We start from the raw sequence: 18,233 nt of genomic DNA, 5'->3' as shown, positions 1-18,233 counted from the left end.
TCTTATTTAAATACTTTAACATTATGCCTCGGTTCAGTTTGTTTAATCACTCTAGCAGGCACGCCTGCAACTATTGTATTCGGTGGCACATCTTTTGTTACTACTGAACCTGCCGCAATAAACGAGTTTTCTCCGACAATTACGCCCGGTAAAATTGTAGATGCGCAACCGGCATAACTGTTTCTTTTAAATGTTATCGGTTTCAAGTAACCTGACATATCATGCACAACTAAGTTTACTCTGAATGAGAGCACACATCCTTTCCCAATTTTAATATATTGCGGAAATTGATCATCAAGAAATGTTTCTATCCCTATAAATGAACTCTTTGCGATTTTTGCTCCCGATAATCTAAATAAAAATATCCTTAATCTATTACTTATTGTATTTCTTGCAATCAAATGCAACAGTTTGTTTCTTAAAACTTTCAAAATATTTTGATGATATCTCCTAATTGGCGCGTGCATTTTTAATTACCTCTTCAAAAATTTCAATATATTTTTTAGCAATATGTTTCCATTGATATTTTTTTTCTATAACCTTGTAACCTTTTTCTCCGATTTCATTTGCGAGTTTTTTATTTTTAAGTAATTTAACAATTTGTTCTGCAAGTTCAGTAATTTTGTATGGCTGCACAATAATTCCGATTTTTTCTTTTTCAAATATCTCTGAAATTCCTGCGCCAGAAGTTACAATTGTTGGACATTTCATTGATAATGCTTCAAATGCAACAGTGCCAAAACTTTCCATTATTGTGGGTGAAGGAAGAATAAACACTCCCGCTTTTTGATATAATCCATATTTCTGTCCTTCAGTTATATAACCTAAAAATATTACTTCTTCCTGTAAACCTAATTTTTCAATAAGCTTTTCAAGTTTATCCTTTTCTTTCCCTTTCCCCGCTATTACAAGCCGAGTTTTTACCTTTTTAAGAATTAACGGCATAGATCTAATTAAAATATCGAGCCTTTTATAATCACGAATTCCTACACTAAATATGAAATTGCTTCTTTTAATTTTTTTAAAATGCATTAAATCAGTTCCATGAGGTATGCAGACAATTTTATTTTTATATTTCCGAAGATATTGAGATTGCGGTATTACTTTGATTGTATGGCTAATAATTTTTTCAGATCTTCTAAGAATAAAATCAAGAAAAAAGTAATTATAAAATATAGCAATCCATTTTTTCCAACCGGTGTAAACAATCTCTTTGCCGTGCATGTGCACAACATAAGGGACTTTTTTAATTCTGAAGTATGATGCGCATACAAACATCCAATAAGGATGCGGATGATGAATATGGGCAATATCTGCGGAATGCAATGAAAATGGTAAAAGAGGTGCAATTGCGTCCTGAATAAATGTAAATGATTTGATTCTTCCTACTTTTATATCTTCCATAATTTCTTTGGTTTTATCTGAACCTATTGATGATGTAATAATTTTAACTTTATGCTTAAGTTTAATCCACTCCTTACTTAAACTATATACGACTGATTCAATACCCCCAATGTGCGGCAGAAAATATGCCGGTGTTTCTAGAATTTTCATCTTATTGCATGGATTGACGCTATATTTATAAAGATAATGGAGATTCTCTGCATAATGAAAATTGCTATTGTTTCAACATACTTCGGAGAGAATATCGGCGGTGCAGAAGTAAGTACTAATTTGCTTGTTGAAGGTTTAAACAAGACTAAAAATCAAGTTAAAGTAATAACTCTAAACTCCCTTTTACAGAGCATACCTACATATTTAAGAGCGTTTTTATTAAACACTAATCTATTAGATGTTTATATCAGCAGATATATTTACAATCAACTGTGCGGAAAAGGGTTTGATATTGTGCATGTCCAGGATTTAATGATACTTCCCGCAACGGTTCTTGCTGCAAAAAAATTAAAATTGAAAGTTATTGCCACAGTTAGAGATTTAAGATTTGTTTGTAATTTGCCTATATGCCAAAATCAGGGAAAGCTTTATCATAACTGTTTGAATACACGTTATTTAAATTGTTTGAAAAGAGAAGCAAATTACCAATTTGGTTATCCAAGTTTAGCATATTTAATTTATCCGTTTATTAAAGGGAGAGCAAAAGTTTTAAGGAATGCTTTAAATTCTACGGATAAAATAATTGCATTAACAAATTTTGTTAAAGAAGTTCTTTATAATTCAAGAATAAGAACTAACATTGAAGTTGTACATAATCCAATGCCTGACTGGAAGCCAAAACCTAAACTCAAAAATAAAGGCTTTATTATTCTTGCAGGACCTGGCAGATTAGAACCCTATAAAGGATTTCAGTTATTAATTAAGATAATGCCTAAAATTTTACAAAAGAAAAAAAATGCAAAGCTTTGGATTGTGGGTACAGGTAGTTATGAAAACTACTTAAAAAAATTGAGTGAAAAATTAAATATTCGGGATTCAGTTATCTTTTTCGGTAAACTATCTCAGGAAGAAGTTATGAAAAAATATGCAGAATGCGATATAGTTGCATTTCCGTCTATTTGGTTGGAAGCTCAGGGTAGAGTTCAATTAGAAGCAATGGCAATGAAGAAACCCTTAATAGCAAATAATAAAGGGGGTATTATTGAAACTGCCGGTAAAGAAAATGTGTGCAATTTTTTTGACGAAAATGAATTGACTAAAGAAATTTTTAAGAGGCGTAAACCATTAAAAGTTAGAAGAGAATTGAATATCGGAGCTTATGTCGAAAGCATATTAAGGATTTATAATGAAAAAGAAATATAAAAATATTATATGGTTCCATCTGGATGGAATTAGACCTACAAAAGAATATGGGGACTATAAAGATAGGCCGGATTATTTGGATGAATGGGCTAAGGAAGGTATAGAATATACTAATGCTTATACCGCTTTTCCCAGCACGGTATTATCAATCAGTAGTGTAATGGTGGGTTATCCTTCCTCGTATTTTGCCAGATCTTTTGAAGATTTACAAATTGATTATTCCAAATTTAAACCCTTTTTTCAGTTATTAAAGTCTAGCAAATATAAGATTTATTCAAGTTTGTTCTATCTGCCGGTCAGGAAAAATTTGAAAAAGATGATGTTTCCAATTAAAAAAAAATATTTTCCTAAAAATGTTAAAGATTATAAGTACATGTGGAATAGCAAAGAAATCAATAGATTAACTAAATCTCTTTTAGCTAAAAATAAATTAAGTAATCCTTTTTTACTTTATCTTCAATATTCTTTTACTCCAATTAAAGGTGATGATTCTTTAGCGGATGCAAAAAAGATGTTTGATTTTTTAAAAAATAGGGGTTATATGGACAATTCAATTGTAATTGTATGGGCGGATCATGGTTGGCCTTCAAAAGATAAGCAAAATAACCGGACAAGGCTACAAAAAACTTTAGAAGGTCATGATTTATTTATAACAAATGATAATATTAAAGTGCCGTTAATACTAATTTATCCGGGGTGCGAAAAAGGATTAAAAGTTACAACTCCAGTATCAACTTTAGACATTGCGCCCACTTTATTAAATCATCTAGAGATTAATGCATCATTTGGGTGTCCTTATTTTTCAAAACCATTGCCTTTGAAAAATGTAAAGTCCCCAAAAAGATTTTTCCGTGTTGATACGAGGAATTATTTTCAAAAAAATAAAAAAACGGCGCTGCACAATGGAAAATACAAATTGGTCATACAATCTAATGGACACAATAATTTTGAATTTTACGACATGGTTAAAGATCCATATGAAAAAATTAACCAAATTTCAAATATTATATATAAAAACTTAATTTTTAAATTTAAAAATGAATTTTTTAATCAGGAAGAGGATTTACTTAATTTTCATGCAGAATTTATGGCTGAAAAATTGAAATTTATTTTTTTAAAAAATAAATTTAAACATTTATCTATTTTGAGAAGTTCTAATAATTTGTTTAATTCAGTAGTATTAAATGGATTTAAATTACTATTCCCTGCGGCGGAGATTAAATTATCAGATAAACCTGATTTTTCAGATATTTTAATAGTTCCATTAACAAACCAGTTTAAACCTAAAAAAATACATTGTAAAAATTATTACTACATAGATTATAATTTTAATTTAATCAAAAAGCCAATGCCATATAAATATATGATTCGGAATTTCAAGAGCAATTGGAAAACTTATTTAACTCAACCAAAGGTTTTTTTAAGAAAGGTTTTAGTTTTAATATTAAGGGAATATGAAAAATTAATTTGACTTATTCGCAATTATAAGAAGATTTGATCTAAATTTAGGAAATATTTTTTGAATCATTGAAATAATTGTTGCTAAAGGATTATTTTTCTCAATTTGTCTCAACCCTTCCCATGAAGAAAGATATTTGCTTTTAAATTTTGAAAATCCATTTATTTTAAGTATAAATTTTAATTCATCCATGCTGAATTCTCTATTATGCCTTTCATAAATTCCCCTCTCATAAAATGTATTTATATCCCAATAAATATTCTTGCCCAATAAGAATAATAACCTTTTGCCTAATTCACATGCATTGGGCGTAGATATAATCAATTTTCCATTTTTTTTTAATATCCTTTTACATTCTTTAATTGGTAAATTTATCTCTTTTACCAGATGTTCAATAACCTCATTCATCATTACATAATCAAAAGTATCGTCTAAATACGGGAGGGGATCTGACTCTATATTGCATTTTTTAAACATAATTCCATATTTTTTGAATCTTTCTTTCCACTTATCCGTATAATCAACCCCGCACACATCAGCTCCTAATTTTTTTAATATAAGTAATAAATGCCCATTACTGCACCCCAAATCCAATATTTTAACATTTTTATTAATATGAATGGATTGTAATATGTCTAAATATCTCTTTTTGTGGAAATTATAGTATTTTATTTCTTCTCGTGTTAAAATTTGTTTAAGATATTTAATTTCTTTTTTTAAATAAGTCATATCCTAACTCCTTTTATTGCTTGATTCAGTATTAACTCTTCTCTCCCTTTGACTTTTATTTTATTGTCTTCAAATTTTTTAAAAATCTCTTTCATAATTACCCCGTCTACTTCTTTAGGAATGTGTAAATTAAAAAAATGCATAATTGTGGGCATTATGTCCATTATACTCCGGCCTTTAATTTTTAAGCCTTCTTTAAATTCTGGACCATAAGCTAAAAACATAGCATCCATTGTGTGGCTTGTTGGTTGATTACTTTTAATCTTTTCACTAAAAATATTTTCCGGCGTTCCTGTATTAATCTTGTAATCATCATAAAAATCAATAACTATATCCGGCAACGTATCTTGATTTTGCCCATTAAACAGGTCTTTTTTTAAATAGAGCCCTCTTACTTTTGTTTTCATAATTTCATCATTTTTTAATGCTTCAAAAACTTTATGCGTCGTATCTTCTACACTTATTTTTCCATTTTGAATATCACCATATGACCGATTTATATATACCATTCCTAATTGTAAGCAAAATGCAATACTTTTATCCCAATTAATGTCTAATGTTTTTTTGTGTTTTACTTTATCCGCGAAAAATTTAGGAATTAATTTATTAAATTCTTTTTTGACTGAAATGGGAATTTGGAGATATAAATTTGTTAACTGTTTAATTATGCCATGATAAACTTTATTTTTTTGAGAAACATTGATTTTACTTTTATAAAAAAAATCATATTTTGCTAAGATATTATTTACATAAACATATTCCTTATTTGCGCAATGTCCGTGATCTGACATTATGATTATATTTAATTCGGGATACATTTGAAGAATTTCTGCGAAGAATTTATCCATTTTTATATAGTAATCCCGAATAATAGTTTCATAATTGGGATTATACTGTTCATGTGTTATATCTAGATAAGGTGAATAAAGATGATGCAATAGTTCCGGTTCAATAAAATCATTAGCAAAAAAATCCCAATCATAATTATTAAAAAACCATTTAATTGAGTTAAATTTTTGATTGGTGGCCCGATATAAATTATTCAAAGCCTGATTTGATCTTTCATAGCAGTTTGCAATTGTTCCGGCTTCAAAATTGTCCATTATATGTTTAATATCACCGGGATAAGTATATTCACTTTCAAGTGCAGGCGTACCCCATGATGAAACCATTATACCGTTTAAAGGTTCTACGGGATAGAGAATAGGTAAATCCATTATTCCAACAACTTTACCATCCTCTGACAAATAGTTCCAAATTTTTTTGTTTTTTATATGTGTGGAGTTAATGAATTGCAACTTTTGGTTTTTAAAATCAGGCACAACAGGGTAACACAAACCATGTTTGCCCGGATTGGTGCCTGTTGCAAAGGAGGTCCATGCCGAAAATGAATGCGGTCCGGGCAGTAAACTTTTTATTTCTCCAGACACTCCCTTTTCAATAATTTTTTTAATTGTTGGAAGATACCCAATGTCTACCCATTTTTTTACTACATCCAAACGAGATCCATCCATCCCAAATACTGCTAGTCTTTTTTTCATCATACCCCTATTCTCTAAAGCTTTTTTAAAGATTATAGGACAAGATAATAGATTTTGCAGAATAATAAATCATATAAATCAATTAAATACAATTAAATGTAATTAGTATGGGGGGGATTATTATGAGTGAATCAAATATAACTACTATCTCAGTACCAAAAGTATTAGCAGATAAAATTAAAAAAAGGATGGAAGGAACAGGCTTTAATTCAGTTTCAAGTTATGTTACTTATGTTTTAAGACAAGTTCTTTCTAATGCCGAATCCGTTGAAAAAAAAACTGAAATGAAGGAAGCATTTTCAGAAGAAGACGAAAAAAAAGTTAAAGAGAGATTAAGAAGTTTGGGCTATTTGGATTAAAAAATGACTAAATTATTTCTTTTAGGGATTGATGGAGCCCCGCCGCAATATGTTTTTGGTGAGTGGCTAAAAGATTTGCCTAATCTTAAAAAATTAATGCAAAGGGGTTTATACGCAAAAATTGAGACTACAGTGCCCCCCTCAACTTGCGTTGCTTGGACTAGTCTTTTTTCAGGGAAGGACCCAAGTCAACATGGTGTTTATAGTTATACAATTAGGGATGGTTTTGCATATTCTGCTTCAAGACTTGTGAGCTCAAAAGATGTAAGAACAGAAATGATATGGGAAATTTTATCAAAAAATAACTTAAAAAGCATTGTATTAAATGTGCCTTTAATATATCCCATTGAAAAACAATTTCCTAATTGTCATCTGGTATCTGGTTTTTTAGCTCCGGATTTAGATGAAAAAAGTATTTACCCCATATCTTACCTTGAAGAAATTAAGCAAAAAATTCCGAATTATATGTTTGATGTTAATGTAGGTCTGGCTTCTTATAAAACTGAAGGAAAAGATGAATTGATTGAAAAAGTTTATAAGATGACTAAGCAAAATTTTGATTTAGTTTTTGATGCTATAAAAAATAAGCAATGGAATTTTATTACCTGTGTTTTAATTGGTTCAGATAGGTTGGAACATTATTTTTGGAGTTATATAGATAAAAGTCACCGGTATTATAAAGGAGATACAAAATACAAAACGGTTTTAATTGATTATTTTAAATATATAGATACGCAACTTGGTAAGATTTTAGAAATATTGCCGGATGATGTAAATATAATTGTTTCTTCTGACCACGGGATGGATAAAATGAATTGCAGGTTTAATATGAATGACTGGTTAATAAAAGAAGGCTATTTAGTTTTAAAACAAAAATTAACTGAACCAGTCAAACTAAAAATGTCTAATATCGATTGGTCAAAAACTAGAGTATTTTCAGTGGGGGCATATTTTGCAAGATTATATTTCAATTTAGAAGGCCGTGAGCCAGAAGGAATAGTTACACTTGAAGAATATGATTTGTTGCAGAAAGAAATTTCAGACAAATTAAAACTAATCAAGGATGATAATGGGAATAAAATGGACAATAAAATTTACTTGCCCCAGGAAATATATCATGGTGAGTTTGCAGAAGAATCACCGGATATTATGATATATTTTGATAATCTCAAATGCGGTGTTAATAATGATGTTGGTAATGAAGGGTTATATTCATGGGCGACTACAACAGGAAGTGATGATGCAGGACATGCCCCATTGGGAACTTTTGTAATGGCAGGACCAGCGACTCCTAATTTGGGCGATATTGGCCAAATTAGCATATACGATGTAACCCCGACAATTTTATCAATATTTGGGATAAATAAATCTGAAGATTTTCGGGGAAGGATAATTAATAATGGTTGACATTGTTTGTACACTCGGCCCCAGTTGTGATACTGTTGAAATATTGCAGGAGATGAAAGCTAGCGGAATGACTTTTGCAAGAATTAATACTTCTCATGTTGGATTAGATTATGTCAAAAAAGCAATTCCATTGTGCGAACAAGTTGGTGTTCCATTGATTATTGATACTGCGGGTGCCCAGGTTAGAACAGGGGATTTAGAAAAATCTGTTGCTGCTTTTGAAGAGGGTGATTATGTATTAATTACAGGTTGTAATATCAGAGGCAACAATAAAGAGATTAATCTTTGGCCCAGTGAAATGGTAAAACAACTTGAGCCAGGAGATATGATTTCAATTGATTTTGATGCATTGCTTCTTTCAGTAATAGAAATAATCGGTGATAAAGTTAGAGCAAAAGTTGTTAATGGGGGGGTAATGGGTAGAAATAAAAGTGTCGTAGTAACTGATAGGTATGGTGTTAAAAGAGAATTGCCCTCGCTTTCTGAACAAGATAAAGAAATATTAAGATATTCTATCGAAAACGGAATTAAGTATGTTGCTGCTTCTTTTATGAATTCAAGTGATGATGTTAAAGAAGTTAAAAAGGTTTTAGGAAATAAAGTCAAAATAATCTCTAAAGTGGAAAGTAAAAAAGCTTTGGCGAATTTAAATGAAATTATTGAACTTTCGGATTTTATTTTAATCGATAGAGGAGATTTATCAAAAGAAATCTCTATTGAACGTATTCCCTTAACTCAAAAAATTATTATTAAAACTGCTTCAAATTTTAAAATTCCGGTTTTTGTTGCAACTAACCTTCTAGAATCAATGAGTGAAAAAAGAACTCCAACAAGGGCTGAAGCTAATGATGTTATTAACACTATTTTGGATGGTGCCAAAGGTTTAGTTCTGGCAGGTGAAACGGCAGTAGGAAAATATCCTCTTGAATGTGTTAAAATGCTGGCTAAGTTAGTTGAGCATTCTGAATTAGTAACGAATATTGATATTGATAATGGCGATTCGGTTTTAAAAAGATTGGAGGAATTAAATTATATTTCTAGTGAGACCATTGCAGGAAACTTGGTTAAAGCGCACGGAGGCAGATTAGTAAATCGTATGTTAAAGAAAGCTTTATCTCAAAATTATATTGATAGCTTATACAAAATTAAAATTGACGAAAATAAATATATGGACGCAGAACAAATTGCAATTGGTGCTTTTAGTCCCATAGAAGGATTCATGACTCAAAAAGAGCTCGATTCTGTTTTAAATAATATGAGACTTTCAACAGGGGTCGTTTGGACCATACCTATTTTGTTTGATATTAATTCTCAAACTGCGAATGAACTTTTGCAGGGTCAACAAGTGGGGTTAATGTTTGAAGATGAAGTTGTGGCATTGTTTGATGTTGAAGAGATTTATACTTATAATAAAAATGAAATTGCAGTTAAGTGGTTTGGAACTACTTCGATAGAACATCCAGGAGTAATTATGCTAAATAAAATGGATGAATATTTAGTAGGAGGCAAAATTACCCTAATTAAAAGAAAACCTTCTAAATTTAAAGAATATGAACTAACTCCTTCTCAAGCAAGAAAAATATTTGAGGAAAAAGGTTGGAGTAAGATTGTAGGTTTTCATACAAGGAATGCTATCCATAGAAGCCACGAATTTTTGCAAATGGATGCGATGTATAAAGTACATGCCGATGGTTTATTTATTCATCCAATTATTGGTCAAAAGAAAGAAGGGGATTTTAATTCAGAATTCATAATCAAAAGTTATGAACTAATGGCAAATATTTATCCTAAAGGTAAAGTTGTATTTGGAACATTTTCTACATTTTCGAGGTATGCCGGTCCGAGAGAAGCAATATTCACTGCAATTTGCAGAAAAAATTTTGGATGTAGTCATTTTATAGTAGGGAGAGATCATACGGGCGTAAAAGATTTTTATCACCCGCGTGCATCTCATGAAATATTTGATAAATTTCCAGATCTGGGCATTCAGCCAATAATATATGACAAAGTGTTTTATTCAAAATCATTAGATTCACATATTCATGAAAAAGAAATGCAATTTACTGAAGAAGATAAGCTTCAGATTAGTGGAACTCAAGCAAGAAATATGTTAATAAATTATGTTCAACCCCCCTCATGGTTTATGAGGCCTGAAATATCCAATATGTTACTTGAAGCTATTAAAGAAGATAAAGAAGTTTTCGTTTCATTTAAAAGGAATGCAAAAGTTATTTGGTTTACAGGTTTGAGCGGTTCAGGTAAAACTACCATTGCTTTAGAGTTAAAAAAGAAATTGGAATCTGAAAGGAAAAAAACCGAAATTATTGATGGGGACGTTATACGAAATACATTGCATAAAAGTTTAGGATTTTCAAGAGAAGACATCTATATGAATAATAAATTAATTGCAGAATTATGTAAACAAAAAGAGTCAAAATTTGATTTTATTCTTGTGCCGATTATCTCCCCTTACAAAGAGAATAGGGAAATGGCAAGAAACTTAATTGGTGAAAATTTTATAGAATTATTTATTAGCACCCCTTTAGAAGAATGCGCCAAAAGAGATGTTAAAGGTTTATATGAGAAAGCAAAGAATGGCGAGATTACAAATTTAATTGGTTTTAGCGAGTCTAACCCTTATGAGGCACCGCAAAATGCCAACCTAATTATAAATACAACCAATATCGAGATAGAAGATGCAGTTTCACAAATTTTATCTTTTTTAAACTTTTAATACTTGCCTGATTAATCTTTTATCTTCATTGTCTAATGTTTTTAAAAATAAAATTGAAATTGTATAAACAATTCCTCCTATCAGAATTGTTAACAAAATTGGGGCTTCATCTAGGAAGTATATAACAAATCCCATAATAGCTACGCTTATTAATGGTTTAATTAAATAGTCTTGGATAACTAATCTGCTGATTCTTGTAATGAAGTAGTGATAGATTACAGTAACTACAATCATCTCAGTAATAATTGTTGTAATTCCTGCCCCTATATAACTCCAAATGGGGATTAAAATAAAATTAAGTCCAACATTAACTAAAAGTCCTACTAAATATGACCACACTACTTTTTTCTCTAAATCTGCAGCATATAATGCAATGTTTAAAGCCCATTTAATGAAATATAAAAATAAAAATACAAGTAAAATTTGGAAAGCAATTGTTGATTCTGAAAATCCTTCTCCGTATATTAATTTGATTAACTGTTTTGAGGTTATTATGCCGCCAATGCAAATAGGCATGCCTACTATTATTAGATATTTTAATGACAATCTACAGCTTCTTATAAATGCCGTTTTATCAGTTTTATAATATCTTGTCATATTAGGAAATACTGCTCTCATAAATACAGCAGGAATTATAACAAGAGCAAATATTAAGTTAGCAGCTGCAGTGTACCAGCCAACTTCAGTACTATTTCTCATGAGAGTTAACATTGTAATATCAACTTTAATGTAAACTGTTGCTAATAAATAAGTTAAACTAAATGGAAATGCATTTTTAATCAAAGGTAAAAAGGCTTTAAAATTAATTGAGAACTTAGGTTTAAACTTGTAAATAATAATAATGAAACCGATTATTGCTTTTATGATTCCTGCGATTAAAAACATTACAAATAGCCAAAATAAACTTTGGGACTTGATTAGTGATATGTAACCAAGTGCAAAAATTAAGATTTTTTCAATTATGGTGACAAGCGCTTCATATTCTACCTGTTCAAATGAAACGAAAACATTCCTGAATAATGTTGCTATAGACTCACTAATTATCATATAAATACCTGCGAGATATACAATTAGTTTGATTTCATATGGCTGGTTGGTTAAGTTTATACTAAGCACTATTGCAACGAATGTGATGATTGATAAGAAAAATTTAATTGTTAGGATATTGTAAAAGTATTGACCAAGCTTAGTTTTGTCTCGTGGTAAATCTCTTAATGCTAATTTATTTAATCCCATGTCAGCTAACATATAAAACAAAACTGTGAATGATATTGCGAACGAATAATTGCCCAATCCAGCACTGCCTAAATATCTCGCAATTAACACAGTTAAAAAGAAAAGCAAAGCTTTACTAACTAATTCACCCACTGTCAATGAAAAGGTATTTTTGGCTATTCTTCTGGCGACTGACATGAATTAAAGTTATTAAACTTACTTTATAAGATTAACTTTATTTATTACTGATTCGCCACTATAAGATTTATTTATTATTAATTCATTACTATAGGATAATAATATTTAAATAAGCTGTGAAAGTATCACGAAAAGGGTTGTATTATGTCATATCAACATAAAATATTAGCAGTTTTAGGATTGGGATATATAGGGTTACCTTTAAGCGCAACTTTAGCAAACGTTGGATTTAATATCATAGGTGTAGATATTGATAAAAACAAAATTGAAAATTTAAAAAAGATGAAACTGCCTTTTTATGAACCCGGGTTAGCAGGGACTTTAGAAGAATGTAAAGATAAAATTGAATACACTACTAACTCTTCAGATGCGCTGAAACGGGCAGATGGAATTTTTGTAACCGTGGGTACTCCCGTAGATGAGAATAATCTCCCAAATTATACCGCAATTAATGCTGTTGTGCAAGAAATAGGACAAAATTTAAGAACAGGCCAAGTTATAATATTTAAATCAACTTTAGTCTTAGGTACTACTGAACATTTAATTAAACCCAAACTAGAAGAATTATCAGGGTTAAAAGCTGGAAAAGATTTTTATTTAGTTTTTTGTCCAGAGCGAACTATTGAGGGACAAGTATTGCATGAACTTTATTCTTTGCCTAAAATTATTGGAGGTATAAATGAAGAAAGTAGCAGACAGGCAGAAGCTATAATCAAGAAATTAGGGGGTAAAACAACAATTGTCTCTTCTCCCGCAGTTGCAGAGATGTGTAAACTTATAGATAATATGTATAGGGCAATCAATATTGGTTTTGCAAATGAAATCGGACAGTTATGTGAAAAAATAGGTATTGATGCAGATAATGTAGTAAACGCAGTAAATAATTCATATTCCCGAACTCATATTTTTAAACCCGGTCTTGGAGCAGATGGCCCTTGCTTATCAAAAGACCCATACTTATTTAAGTATTCTGCAGAAAAATTAGGAGTAAAAACCCCGATGGTGGATGGTTGTATTTCACAAAGCCATTTTTCTACATTAAGAGTTGCAGATTTTGTCAAAGAGTACATAGAAAAAAATAACAAGGAAAGTTATAAAATCGCGTTAGTTGGTTTAGCATTCAAAGGTTTTCCAGAAACAGACGATTTAAGAGGTTCACCTGCATTAAAAATAATGAACTCTATAAATTCCATGGGTAAAAATGTTAAATATGTTTGTTATGACCCATTGGTAAAAGAATTTCAAGGTTTAGAAATTAACAAATATATTGATCATAATATTACTGATTGTGATGTTGTGTTATTCTTGACAAATCACCCAAGACTAATGCATGTTATTTTGAATGATAAGCTTAAAAATGGCCAATTAATAGTGGATTGCTGGGGAAATGTGCATGATTATCAGCAAATAGAAGCAAGGAGCGGGATTAAATACTATAGGATTGGCAGAGCAGATCAAAATATTTGAGGATATAAATGGCAAAAATATTAGTTACTGGAGGAGCAGGATTTATAGGGTTTGCGCTAAGTAAACACTTGGCGGAAAATAAGGATAATAAAGTTACGCTTTGTGATAATTTTGCAAGAAGTAAAGAAGATGAAGATTTAAAACAATTATTAGAGAAAGATAATGTTTCATTTATTAAATGTGATTTGACTAATCCATCTGAATTATCTAAACTCGATACAGATTATAACCAGGTTTATCATCTGGCAGCCATTAATGGGACAAAAAATTTTTATAAGATTCCGGTTCAGGTATTAAAGGCTAATGCATTATCTTCTTTTAATATTTTAGATTGGTTTATAACAACAAAATGCAACAAAATTTTATTAACTTCCTCTTGTGAAAATTATGCGGGCACTATGACTCAATTTGGGATTCCAATTCCTACCCCTGAAAATGTGCCGCTATGTATAGAAGACGTATTTAATCCCCGCTGGTCATATGCCGGAAGTAAAATTTTAAGTGAATTATTATTTATTAATTATGCCCGCCAATATAACTTTGATATGAGTATTGTTCGTTATCATAATATTTATGGGAGCAGGATGGGTTATGACCATGTTATGCCTGAATTCATTTTAAGAATATTAAATAAAGAAACTCCTTTTAAAATAATAGGGGGTTCAGAGACAAGAGCATTTTGTCATATAAGTGATGGTGTAAAAGCAACAAGAATGGTTATGGAAAGTAGAAATACCAATTTTAGAGTAATCCATATAGGAAACAGCCAAGAAGAAACAACGATGTTAGACATGGCTAAAAAATTATTTAAAGTTGCGGGTGTAAATCCAGTTCTTGAAATATCTCCTGCGCCGCAAGGTTCTGTTCAAAGACGTTGTCCTGATACAACTTTATTATACCAATTAACCGGGTTTAAACCGCAAGTATCACTGGAAGAAGGGTTAAAAGAGATTTATAACTGGTATATGCAAGATTTTGAAAAATCAAATAAAGTAATCTAATAAAATGGCATCTTCAATTAATTTTAAATTGACTAATATATTTCCATTATTTTATAATGCATTTAAGTGGCATATCAATTATTATTTATTTGGAAAATCTTTTCCGATGATTGCGCAGTTTTATGTTACCCATAGATGTAATTTTAGGTGCGAATGGTGCAATTTTTGGAGGAATCCCCTAAAAAATAATGAAATTTCCCTAACTAAATTTAAACAAATAATTTCTGATTTAAGTAAGATGGGTACATGTTATATTAATTTTACTGGAGGCGAACCTTTGTTAATGCAGGATATAATGGAAAGAATATCTTATTGTAAAAAAAAAATTCCATTTGTTCATATGGTTAGTAATGGTTTTTTGATGACAAAAGAAAAAGCAGTGCAATTATCAAAAACTGGAATTGATGCCATATCCATAAGTGTTAATGGGATAAAAGAAACCTATGATAAAACTACGGGTGTGAAAGGTTCTTATGACAGGGCAATTGAAGCGGTTAAGCTTTTGAAGAAATATGCCCCCAATGTTAGAGTTTCTATTAATTCAATTATAACTCCGACAAACACTAATGAATTATATCAACTGGTTAAGCTTGCTGATGAATTGGATGTCGAACAGAAATTTCAGGCAATATGCGCGCATCCTGAATTCAAAGGCCAAGAGACAAAGAGTGAAATAAACAAAGAAATTAATCAAAATATTATTGAAGTTAAGAAATTTATTAAGTTTATCTTAACGAAAAAAACAATATTAAATAATCCTAAATATCTCAAAGCCGTGCCGGATTATTTTTTAGGTAAAAATAAAGAGGGAATTTTCATGCAAGATTGTGAATTACAGTATTTCTTCTGCGAGTTTTTTGAGAACGGGAAGGTTTCTCCGTGCTTATATGGTTCAAATTGGCAAAATTATTCGGTTATTGGCAATAATAATATTAAATCAGTATTAAAGTCTAAATCATATAAATGTGAACAGAAAAGATTAAAAAAATGTAGGGAATGCAAAAAAGCAATGCAATTATGTGTTATGGAACCGAGATTCATTTTTCCAATTACAAATTTAATTAAATTCTCATTTAGAAAAAATTATTAAATTATTTTTTATGAAGGTTAAATACTTTGTCCTGCAGATTGTATAAATTGCTAAGTAACCATGAAGCTTTGTCCACTACACTCAAATGAAGAAATTCTCTTGTAAACAAAATACTTAGTCTGGTTCCTTCAAAAATTACATTAAATTTGCTTTCGCCATAGATTCTTTTTGGTTCATAAGTTTCAATATCAGTAACTTTGTGTCCTCTTTTAACAGTCCTAATAAGCATTTCTATGTCAACTTCTTGCCCTAATGACGTCGTGCCCAAACTTTGGAAAACTTCTTTTTTAATGGCTCTGAATCCCATCCAAGGGTCTGAAACAGGTGTGCCAAAGATATGTCTGCATGAAAATCCGACTAAATAATTTGCAAATGTGCGGAAACTGAACCGCTTCATGTCTTCACTTCTCAAACCTCCTTTCAATCTTGATGCTATAACCAAATCATAACCCTCCTTAATTTTTTCAGTTAGCCGGGGTATATGTTCTGGAACGTGTGAACCGTCTGCATCTAGTATAACCATAACATTTCCATCAATATTGTTTGCCCCATGTCTATATGCATCTCCTAAACCTTTTCCGGGTTGTCTAAGAAATTTAACTCCAAGCTCTCTTACTACGTTTTCAGTATTATCAATAGACCCGCCATCAACTACTATAATCTCATTTACAAATCCAGGCATAAGTTTTTGCACTCTTTGGATTATCCCTCCAACACAACCCCCTTCATTTAAAGTTGGAATTACCACACTTACCTTAATATCTTCCGGTGCAATGTGTACAGGATTTTTTTCAATTTTTTCAAAGAATGTCATTGTGATTATAATTAAAATCGAATTTATAAAAGTTTAGTTTTTTAATAATATGCTTTTAAATACCGAAGTGCCAGTTTTAATCAACCATTTGAATTCTTCTATTGATTTAACATCCAATAGCATCCTAAATATTTGTATAGGCCGTAAATAAAAATCTCTGTATGCTTTCTTATAATATTTTAAAATTTCTTGCTTGTCCATTCCTTCTAACAAATACGCAACATTTGCAGCGTTATAACCTGAATCAAGACCATATCTTGTGTCAATAAAAAGTTGTCCATGTTCCTTTGCTTCTCTATAAAGTTCAGTGCCTGGAAATGGTATTGTCATTGAAAAATTAGCCGTATTTGGTTTGAGCTCTTTTGCAAAATCAATTGTTCTTTGCATGCTTTCGGCATTGTCACCGGGTAAACCTATCATGAAAAAACAATCTGCTCTTAACTTTGCCTGTTTAACAAGTTTAACAGCTTTTCTCACTTCATCTAATTTAATGCCTTTTTTAGAATTTTTCAACACTCTTTCATCTCCGGATTCTACCCCTAATGCAACACGATAAACCCCTGCTTTTTTCATAAATATGAGTAACTCTTCATCAATTGCATCAACTCTTACGCCGCTTTGGAGATTTATCGCGATTTTATAAGGACGTTCAATTATCATTTGTAAAATTTCTTTTGCACGATTTTTATTAACAAGAAAATTGTCATCTATTATATCAATCTGTTTAAATTTAAAAGTTTCAACTAAATAATCTATCTCATTAACTACATTCTTGGGAGTCCTGAATAAAACTTTATTTTTGTATACGTCTCGGCTGCAAAATGTGCATAAATATGGACAGCCTCTGCTAGTTAAAATTGGAACTGCAGGAGATTGGTTAGTTCTGCGTTTATATAAATAAGGATCAGGCAGCATGCTATGGTCCGGAAATGGTAATTCATCAATGTTTGCGTTGATGGGTCTTGATGAATTAAATTTCAATTCTCCGTTTTCTTTGTATGCAACACCAGCAACATTTTGAAATAAAGGTAAATTGTTTTTCAAGTTATTAACAATTTCTAAAAATGTTTGTTCACCTTCGCCGATTACAACTGCATCAACGTTAAATTCAGCCAATGTCTCTTTTGGTAATGAAGTTGGATGCGGTCCCCCTAAAATCACACGGGGACTAAATTCTAAATTTCTAATTTTTTCACATAAATCTTTGGTTGCTTTATAAGAAACAGATACTAAAGTTATTCCAATAAGTTTAGGTTTGAAATCATATATTTGTTGAATAATCTCAGAATTGGATAAACCTAATACTTTTGCATCAATAATCTTGCATTTAAATCCATTTTTCTGAAGTAATGTGCCTATGTAAAGTATACCCAAAAGTTGTTCATGTGTTGTATCATTAATCCCTTCAGCAGTATATGGATTGGGGATGACTAATACTGCATCACATCTTTCTTCAGCCATA

Annotated in this window: 15 protein-coding genes; 8 read left to right on the top strand and 7 right to left on the bottom strand. The window is 30.7% G+C overall.

Annotated features, from left to right (window positions below; translation table 11 throughout):
* Window positions 1-2: 2 nt before the first annotated feature.
* The gene (locus tag J4418_00170; GenBank protein ID MBS3112488.1) at window positions 3-467 is read right to left on the bottom strand and encodes an acyltransferase; all 465 of its coding nucleotides are present in this window, start codon (window positions 465-467) and stop codon (window positions 3-5) included.
* Window positions 451-1,554: a glycosyltransferase family 4 protein gene (locus J4418_00165; GenBank protein ID MBS3112487.1), complete on the bottom strand. Its 1,104-nt coding sequence runs from the start codon at window positions 1,552-1,554 to the stop codon at window positions 451-453. Before J4418_00165 ends, J4418_00170 begins: the two co-directional genes overlap by 17 nt.
* A gap of 54 nt (window positions 1,555-1,608) precedes the next feature.
* On the opposite strand from J4418_00165, the gene J4418_00160 reads away from it, so the two are divergent.
* A complete protein-coding gene (locus tag J4418_00160; protein ID MBS3112486.1) occupies window positions 1,609-2,757 on the top strand; it encodes a glycosyltransferase family 4 protein in 1,149 nt (382 codons plus the stop codon).
* Window positions 2,741-4,228 (top strand): sulfatase-like hydrolase/transferase, encoded by a 1,488-nt coding sequence (locus J4418_00155; protein ID MBS3112485.1) that lies wholly within the window; start codon window positions 2,741-2,743, stop codon window positions 4,226-4,228. Before J4418_00160 ends, J4418_00155 begins: the two co-directional genes overlap by 17 nt.
* Here the strand turns inward: J4418_00155 and J4418_00150 are convergent.
* Together J4418_00150 and J4418_00145 are read right to left on the bottom strand one after the other, a co-directional pair.
* Complete coding sequence (locus J4418_00150) at window positions 4,220-4,945, bottom strand: methyltransferase domain-containing protein (GenBank protein MBS3112484.1); 726 nt, start codon at window positions 4,943-4,945, stop codon at window positions 4,220-4,222. The genes J4418_00155 and J4418_00150 overlap by 9 nt on opposite strands.
* Window positions 4,942-6,486, bottom strand: a complete 1,545-nt coding sequence (locus J4418_00145) for an alkaline phosphatase family protein (GenBank protein MBS3112483.1) — start codon at window positions 6,484-6,486, stop codon at window positions 4,942-4,944. The genes J4418_00150 and J4418_00145 overlap by 4 nt, the downstream gene beginning before the upstream one ends.
* Window positions 6,487-6,608: 122 nt before the next feature.
* On the opposite strand from J4418_00145, the gene J4418_00140 reads away from it, so the two are divergent.
* The 3 genes from J4418_00140 to sat are packed head-to-tail and all read left to right on the top strand — an operon-like array spanning window position 6,609 to window position 10,986.
* Entirely contained in the window at window positions 6,609-6,845 is a 237-nt protein-coding gene (locus J4418_00140; protein MBS3112482.1) for a CopG family transcriptional regulator, read from the top strand.
* 3 nt (window positions 6,846-6,848) lie between these two features.
* The gene (locus tag J4418_00135; GenBank protein MBS3112481.1) at window positions 6,849-8,252 is read left to right on the top strand and encodes an alkaline phosphatase family protein; all 1,404 of its coding nucleotides are present in this window, start codon (window positions 6,849-6,851) and stop codon (window positions 8,250-8,252) included.
* Entirely contained in the window at window positions 8,245-10,986 is a 2,742-nt protein-coding gene (sat, locus tag J4418_00130; GenBank protein ID MBS3112480.1) for a sulfate adenylyltransferase, read from the top strand. The genes J4418_00135 and sat overlap by 8 nt, the downstream gene beginning before the upstream one ends.
* Here sat and J4418_00125 read toward each other — a convergent pair.
* Window positions 10,975-12,399 (bottom strand): flippase, encoded by a 1,425-nt coding sequence (locus J4418_00125; GenBank protein ID MBS3112479.1) that lies wholly within the window; start codon window positions 12,397-12,399, stop codon window positions 10,975-10,977. The two genes, sat and J4418_00125, sit on opposite strands and share 12 nt — an antisense overlap.
* A 144-nt stretch (window positions 12,400-12,543) precedes the next feature.
* Here J4418_00125 and J4418_00120 point away from each other — a divergent pair, with 144 nt between their 5' ends.
* Genes J4418_00120 through J4418_00110 form a run of 3 tightly spaced genes read left to right on the top strand, consistent with a single transcriptional unit; the run spans window position 12,544 to window position 15,957 of the window.
* A complete protein-coding gene (locus tag J4418_00120; protein MBS3112478.1) occupies window positions 12,544-13,866 on the top strand; it encodes a nucleotide sugar dehydrogenase in 1,323 nt (440 codons plus the stop codon).
* Between the two features lie 8 nt (window positions 13,867-13,874).
* On the top strand, window positions 13,875-14,867 hold the full coding sequence (locus tag J4418_00115) for an NAD-dependent epimerase/dehydratase family protein (protein ID MBS3112477.1): 993 nt from the start codon (window positions 13,875-13,877) through the stop codon (window positions 14,865-14,867).
* A 4-nt stretch (window positions 14,868-14,871) separates the two neighbouring features.
* Window positions 14,872-15,957, top strand: a complete 1,086-nt coding sequence (locus J4418_00110; protein ID MBS3112476.1) for a radical SAM protein — start codon at window positions 14,872-14,874, stop codon at window positions 15,955-15,957.
* A gap of 1 nt (window position 15,958) precedes the next feature.
* Here the strand turns inward: J4418_00110 and J4418_00105 are convergent, their stop codons facing one another.
* A complete protein-coding gene (locus J4418_00105) occupies window positions 15,959-16,771 on the bottom strand; it encodes a glycosyltransferase (GenBank protein MBS3112475.1) in 813 nt (270 codons plus the stop codon).
* Between the two features lie 33 nt (window positions 16,772-16,804).
* The gene (locus tag J4418_00100; protein MBS3112474.1) at window positions 16,805-18,232 is read right to left on the bottom strand and encodes a cobalamin-dependent protein; all 1,428 of its coding nucleotides are present in this window, start codon (window positions 18,230-18,232) and stop codon (window positions 16,805-16,807) included.
* Between the last annotated feature and the right edge of the window lies 1 nt (window position 18,233).

It is taken from the genome of Candidatus Woesearchaeota archaeon (genome assembly GCA_018303425.1).
Classification (GTDB): domain Archaea; phylum Nanobdellota; class Nanobdellia; order Woesearchaeales; family JAGVYF01; genus JAGVYF01.
Note: the sequence above shows the minus strand (reverse complement) of the source record. Positions and strands in the feature narration are given on the sequence as shown.

Coding starts and splice junctions, on each gene's coding strand:
- J4418_00170 (MBS3112488.1), bottom strand. CDS start 467: ATGCACGCGCCAATTAGGAGATATCATCAAAATATTTTGAAAGTTTTA.
- J4418_00165 (MBS3112487.1), bottom strand. CDS start 1,554: ATGAAAATTCTAGAAACACCGGCATATTTTCTGCCGCACATTGGGGGT.
- J4418_00160 (MBS3112486.1), top strand. CDS start 1,609: ATGAAAATTGCTATTGTTTCAACATACTTCGGAGAGAATATCGGCGGT.
- J4418_00155 (MBS3112485.1), top strand. CDS start 2,741: ATGAAAAAGAAATATAAAAATATTATATGGTTCCATCTGGATGGAATT.
- J4418_00150 (MBS3112484.1), bottom strand. CDS start 4,945: ATGACTTATTTAAAAAAAGAAATTAAATATCTTAAACAAATTTTAACA.
- J4418_00145 (MBS3112483.1), bottom strand. CDS start 6,486: ATGAAAAAAAGACTAGCAGTATTTGGGATGGATGGATCTCGTTTGGAT.
- J4418_00140 (MBS3112482.1), top strand. CDS start 6,609: ATGAGTGAATCAAATATAACTACTATCTCAGTACCAAAAGTATTAGCA.
- J4418_00135 (MBS3112481.1), top strand. CDS start 6,849: ATGACTAAATTATTTCTTTTAGGGATTGATGGAGCCCCGCCGCAATAT.
- sat (MBS3112480.1), top strand. CDS start 8,245: ATGGTTGACATTGTTTGTACACTCGGCCCCAGTTGTGATACTGTTGAA.
- J4418_00125 (MBS3112479.1), bottom strand. CDS start 12,399: ATGTCAGTCGCCAGAAGAATAGCCAAAAATACCTTTTCATTGACAGTG.
- J4418_00120 (MBS3112478.1), top strand. CDS start 12,544: ATGTCATATCAACATAAAATATTAGCAGTTTTAGGATTGGGATATATA.
- J4418_00115 (MBS3112477.1), top strand. CDS start 13,875: ATGGCAAAAATATTAGTTACTGGAGGAGCAGGATTTATAGGGTTTGCG.
- J4418_00110 (MBS3112476.1), top strand. CDS start 14,872: ATGGCATCTTCAATTAATTTTAAATTGACTAATATATTTCCATTATTT.
- J4418_00105 (MBS3112475.1), bottom strand. CDS start 16,771: ATGACATTCTTTGAAAAAATTGAAAAAAATCCTGTACACATTGCACCG.
- J4418_00100 (MBS3112474.1), bottom strand. CDS start 18,232: ATGGCTGAAGAAAGATGTGATGCAGTATTAGTCATCCCCAATCCATAT.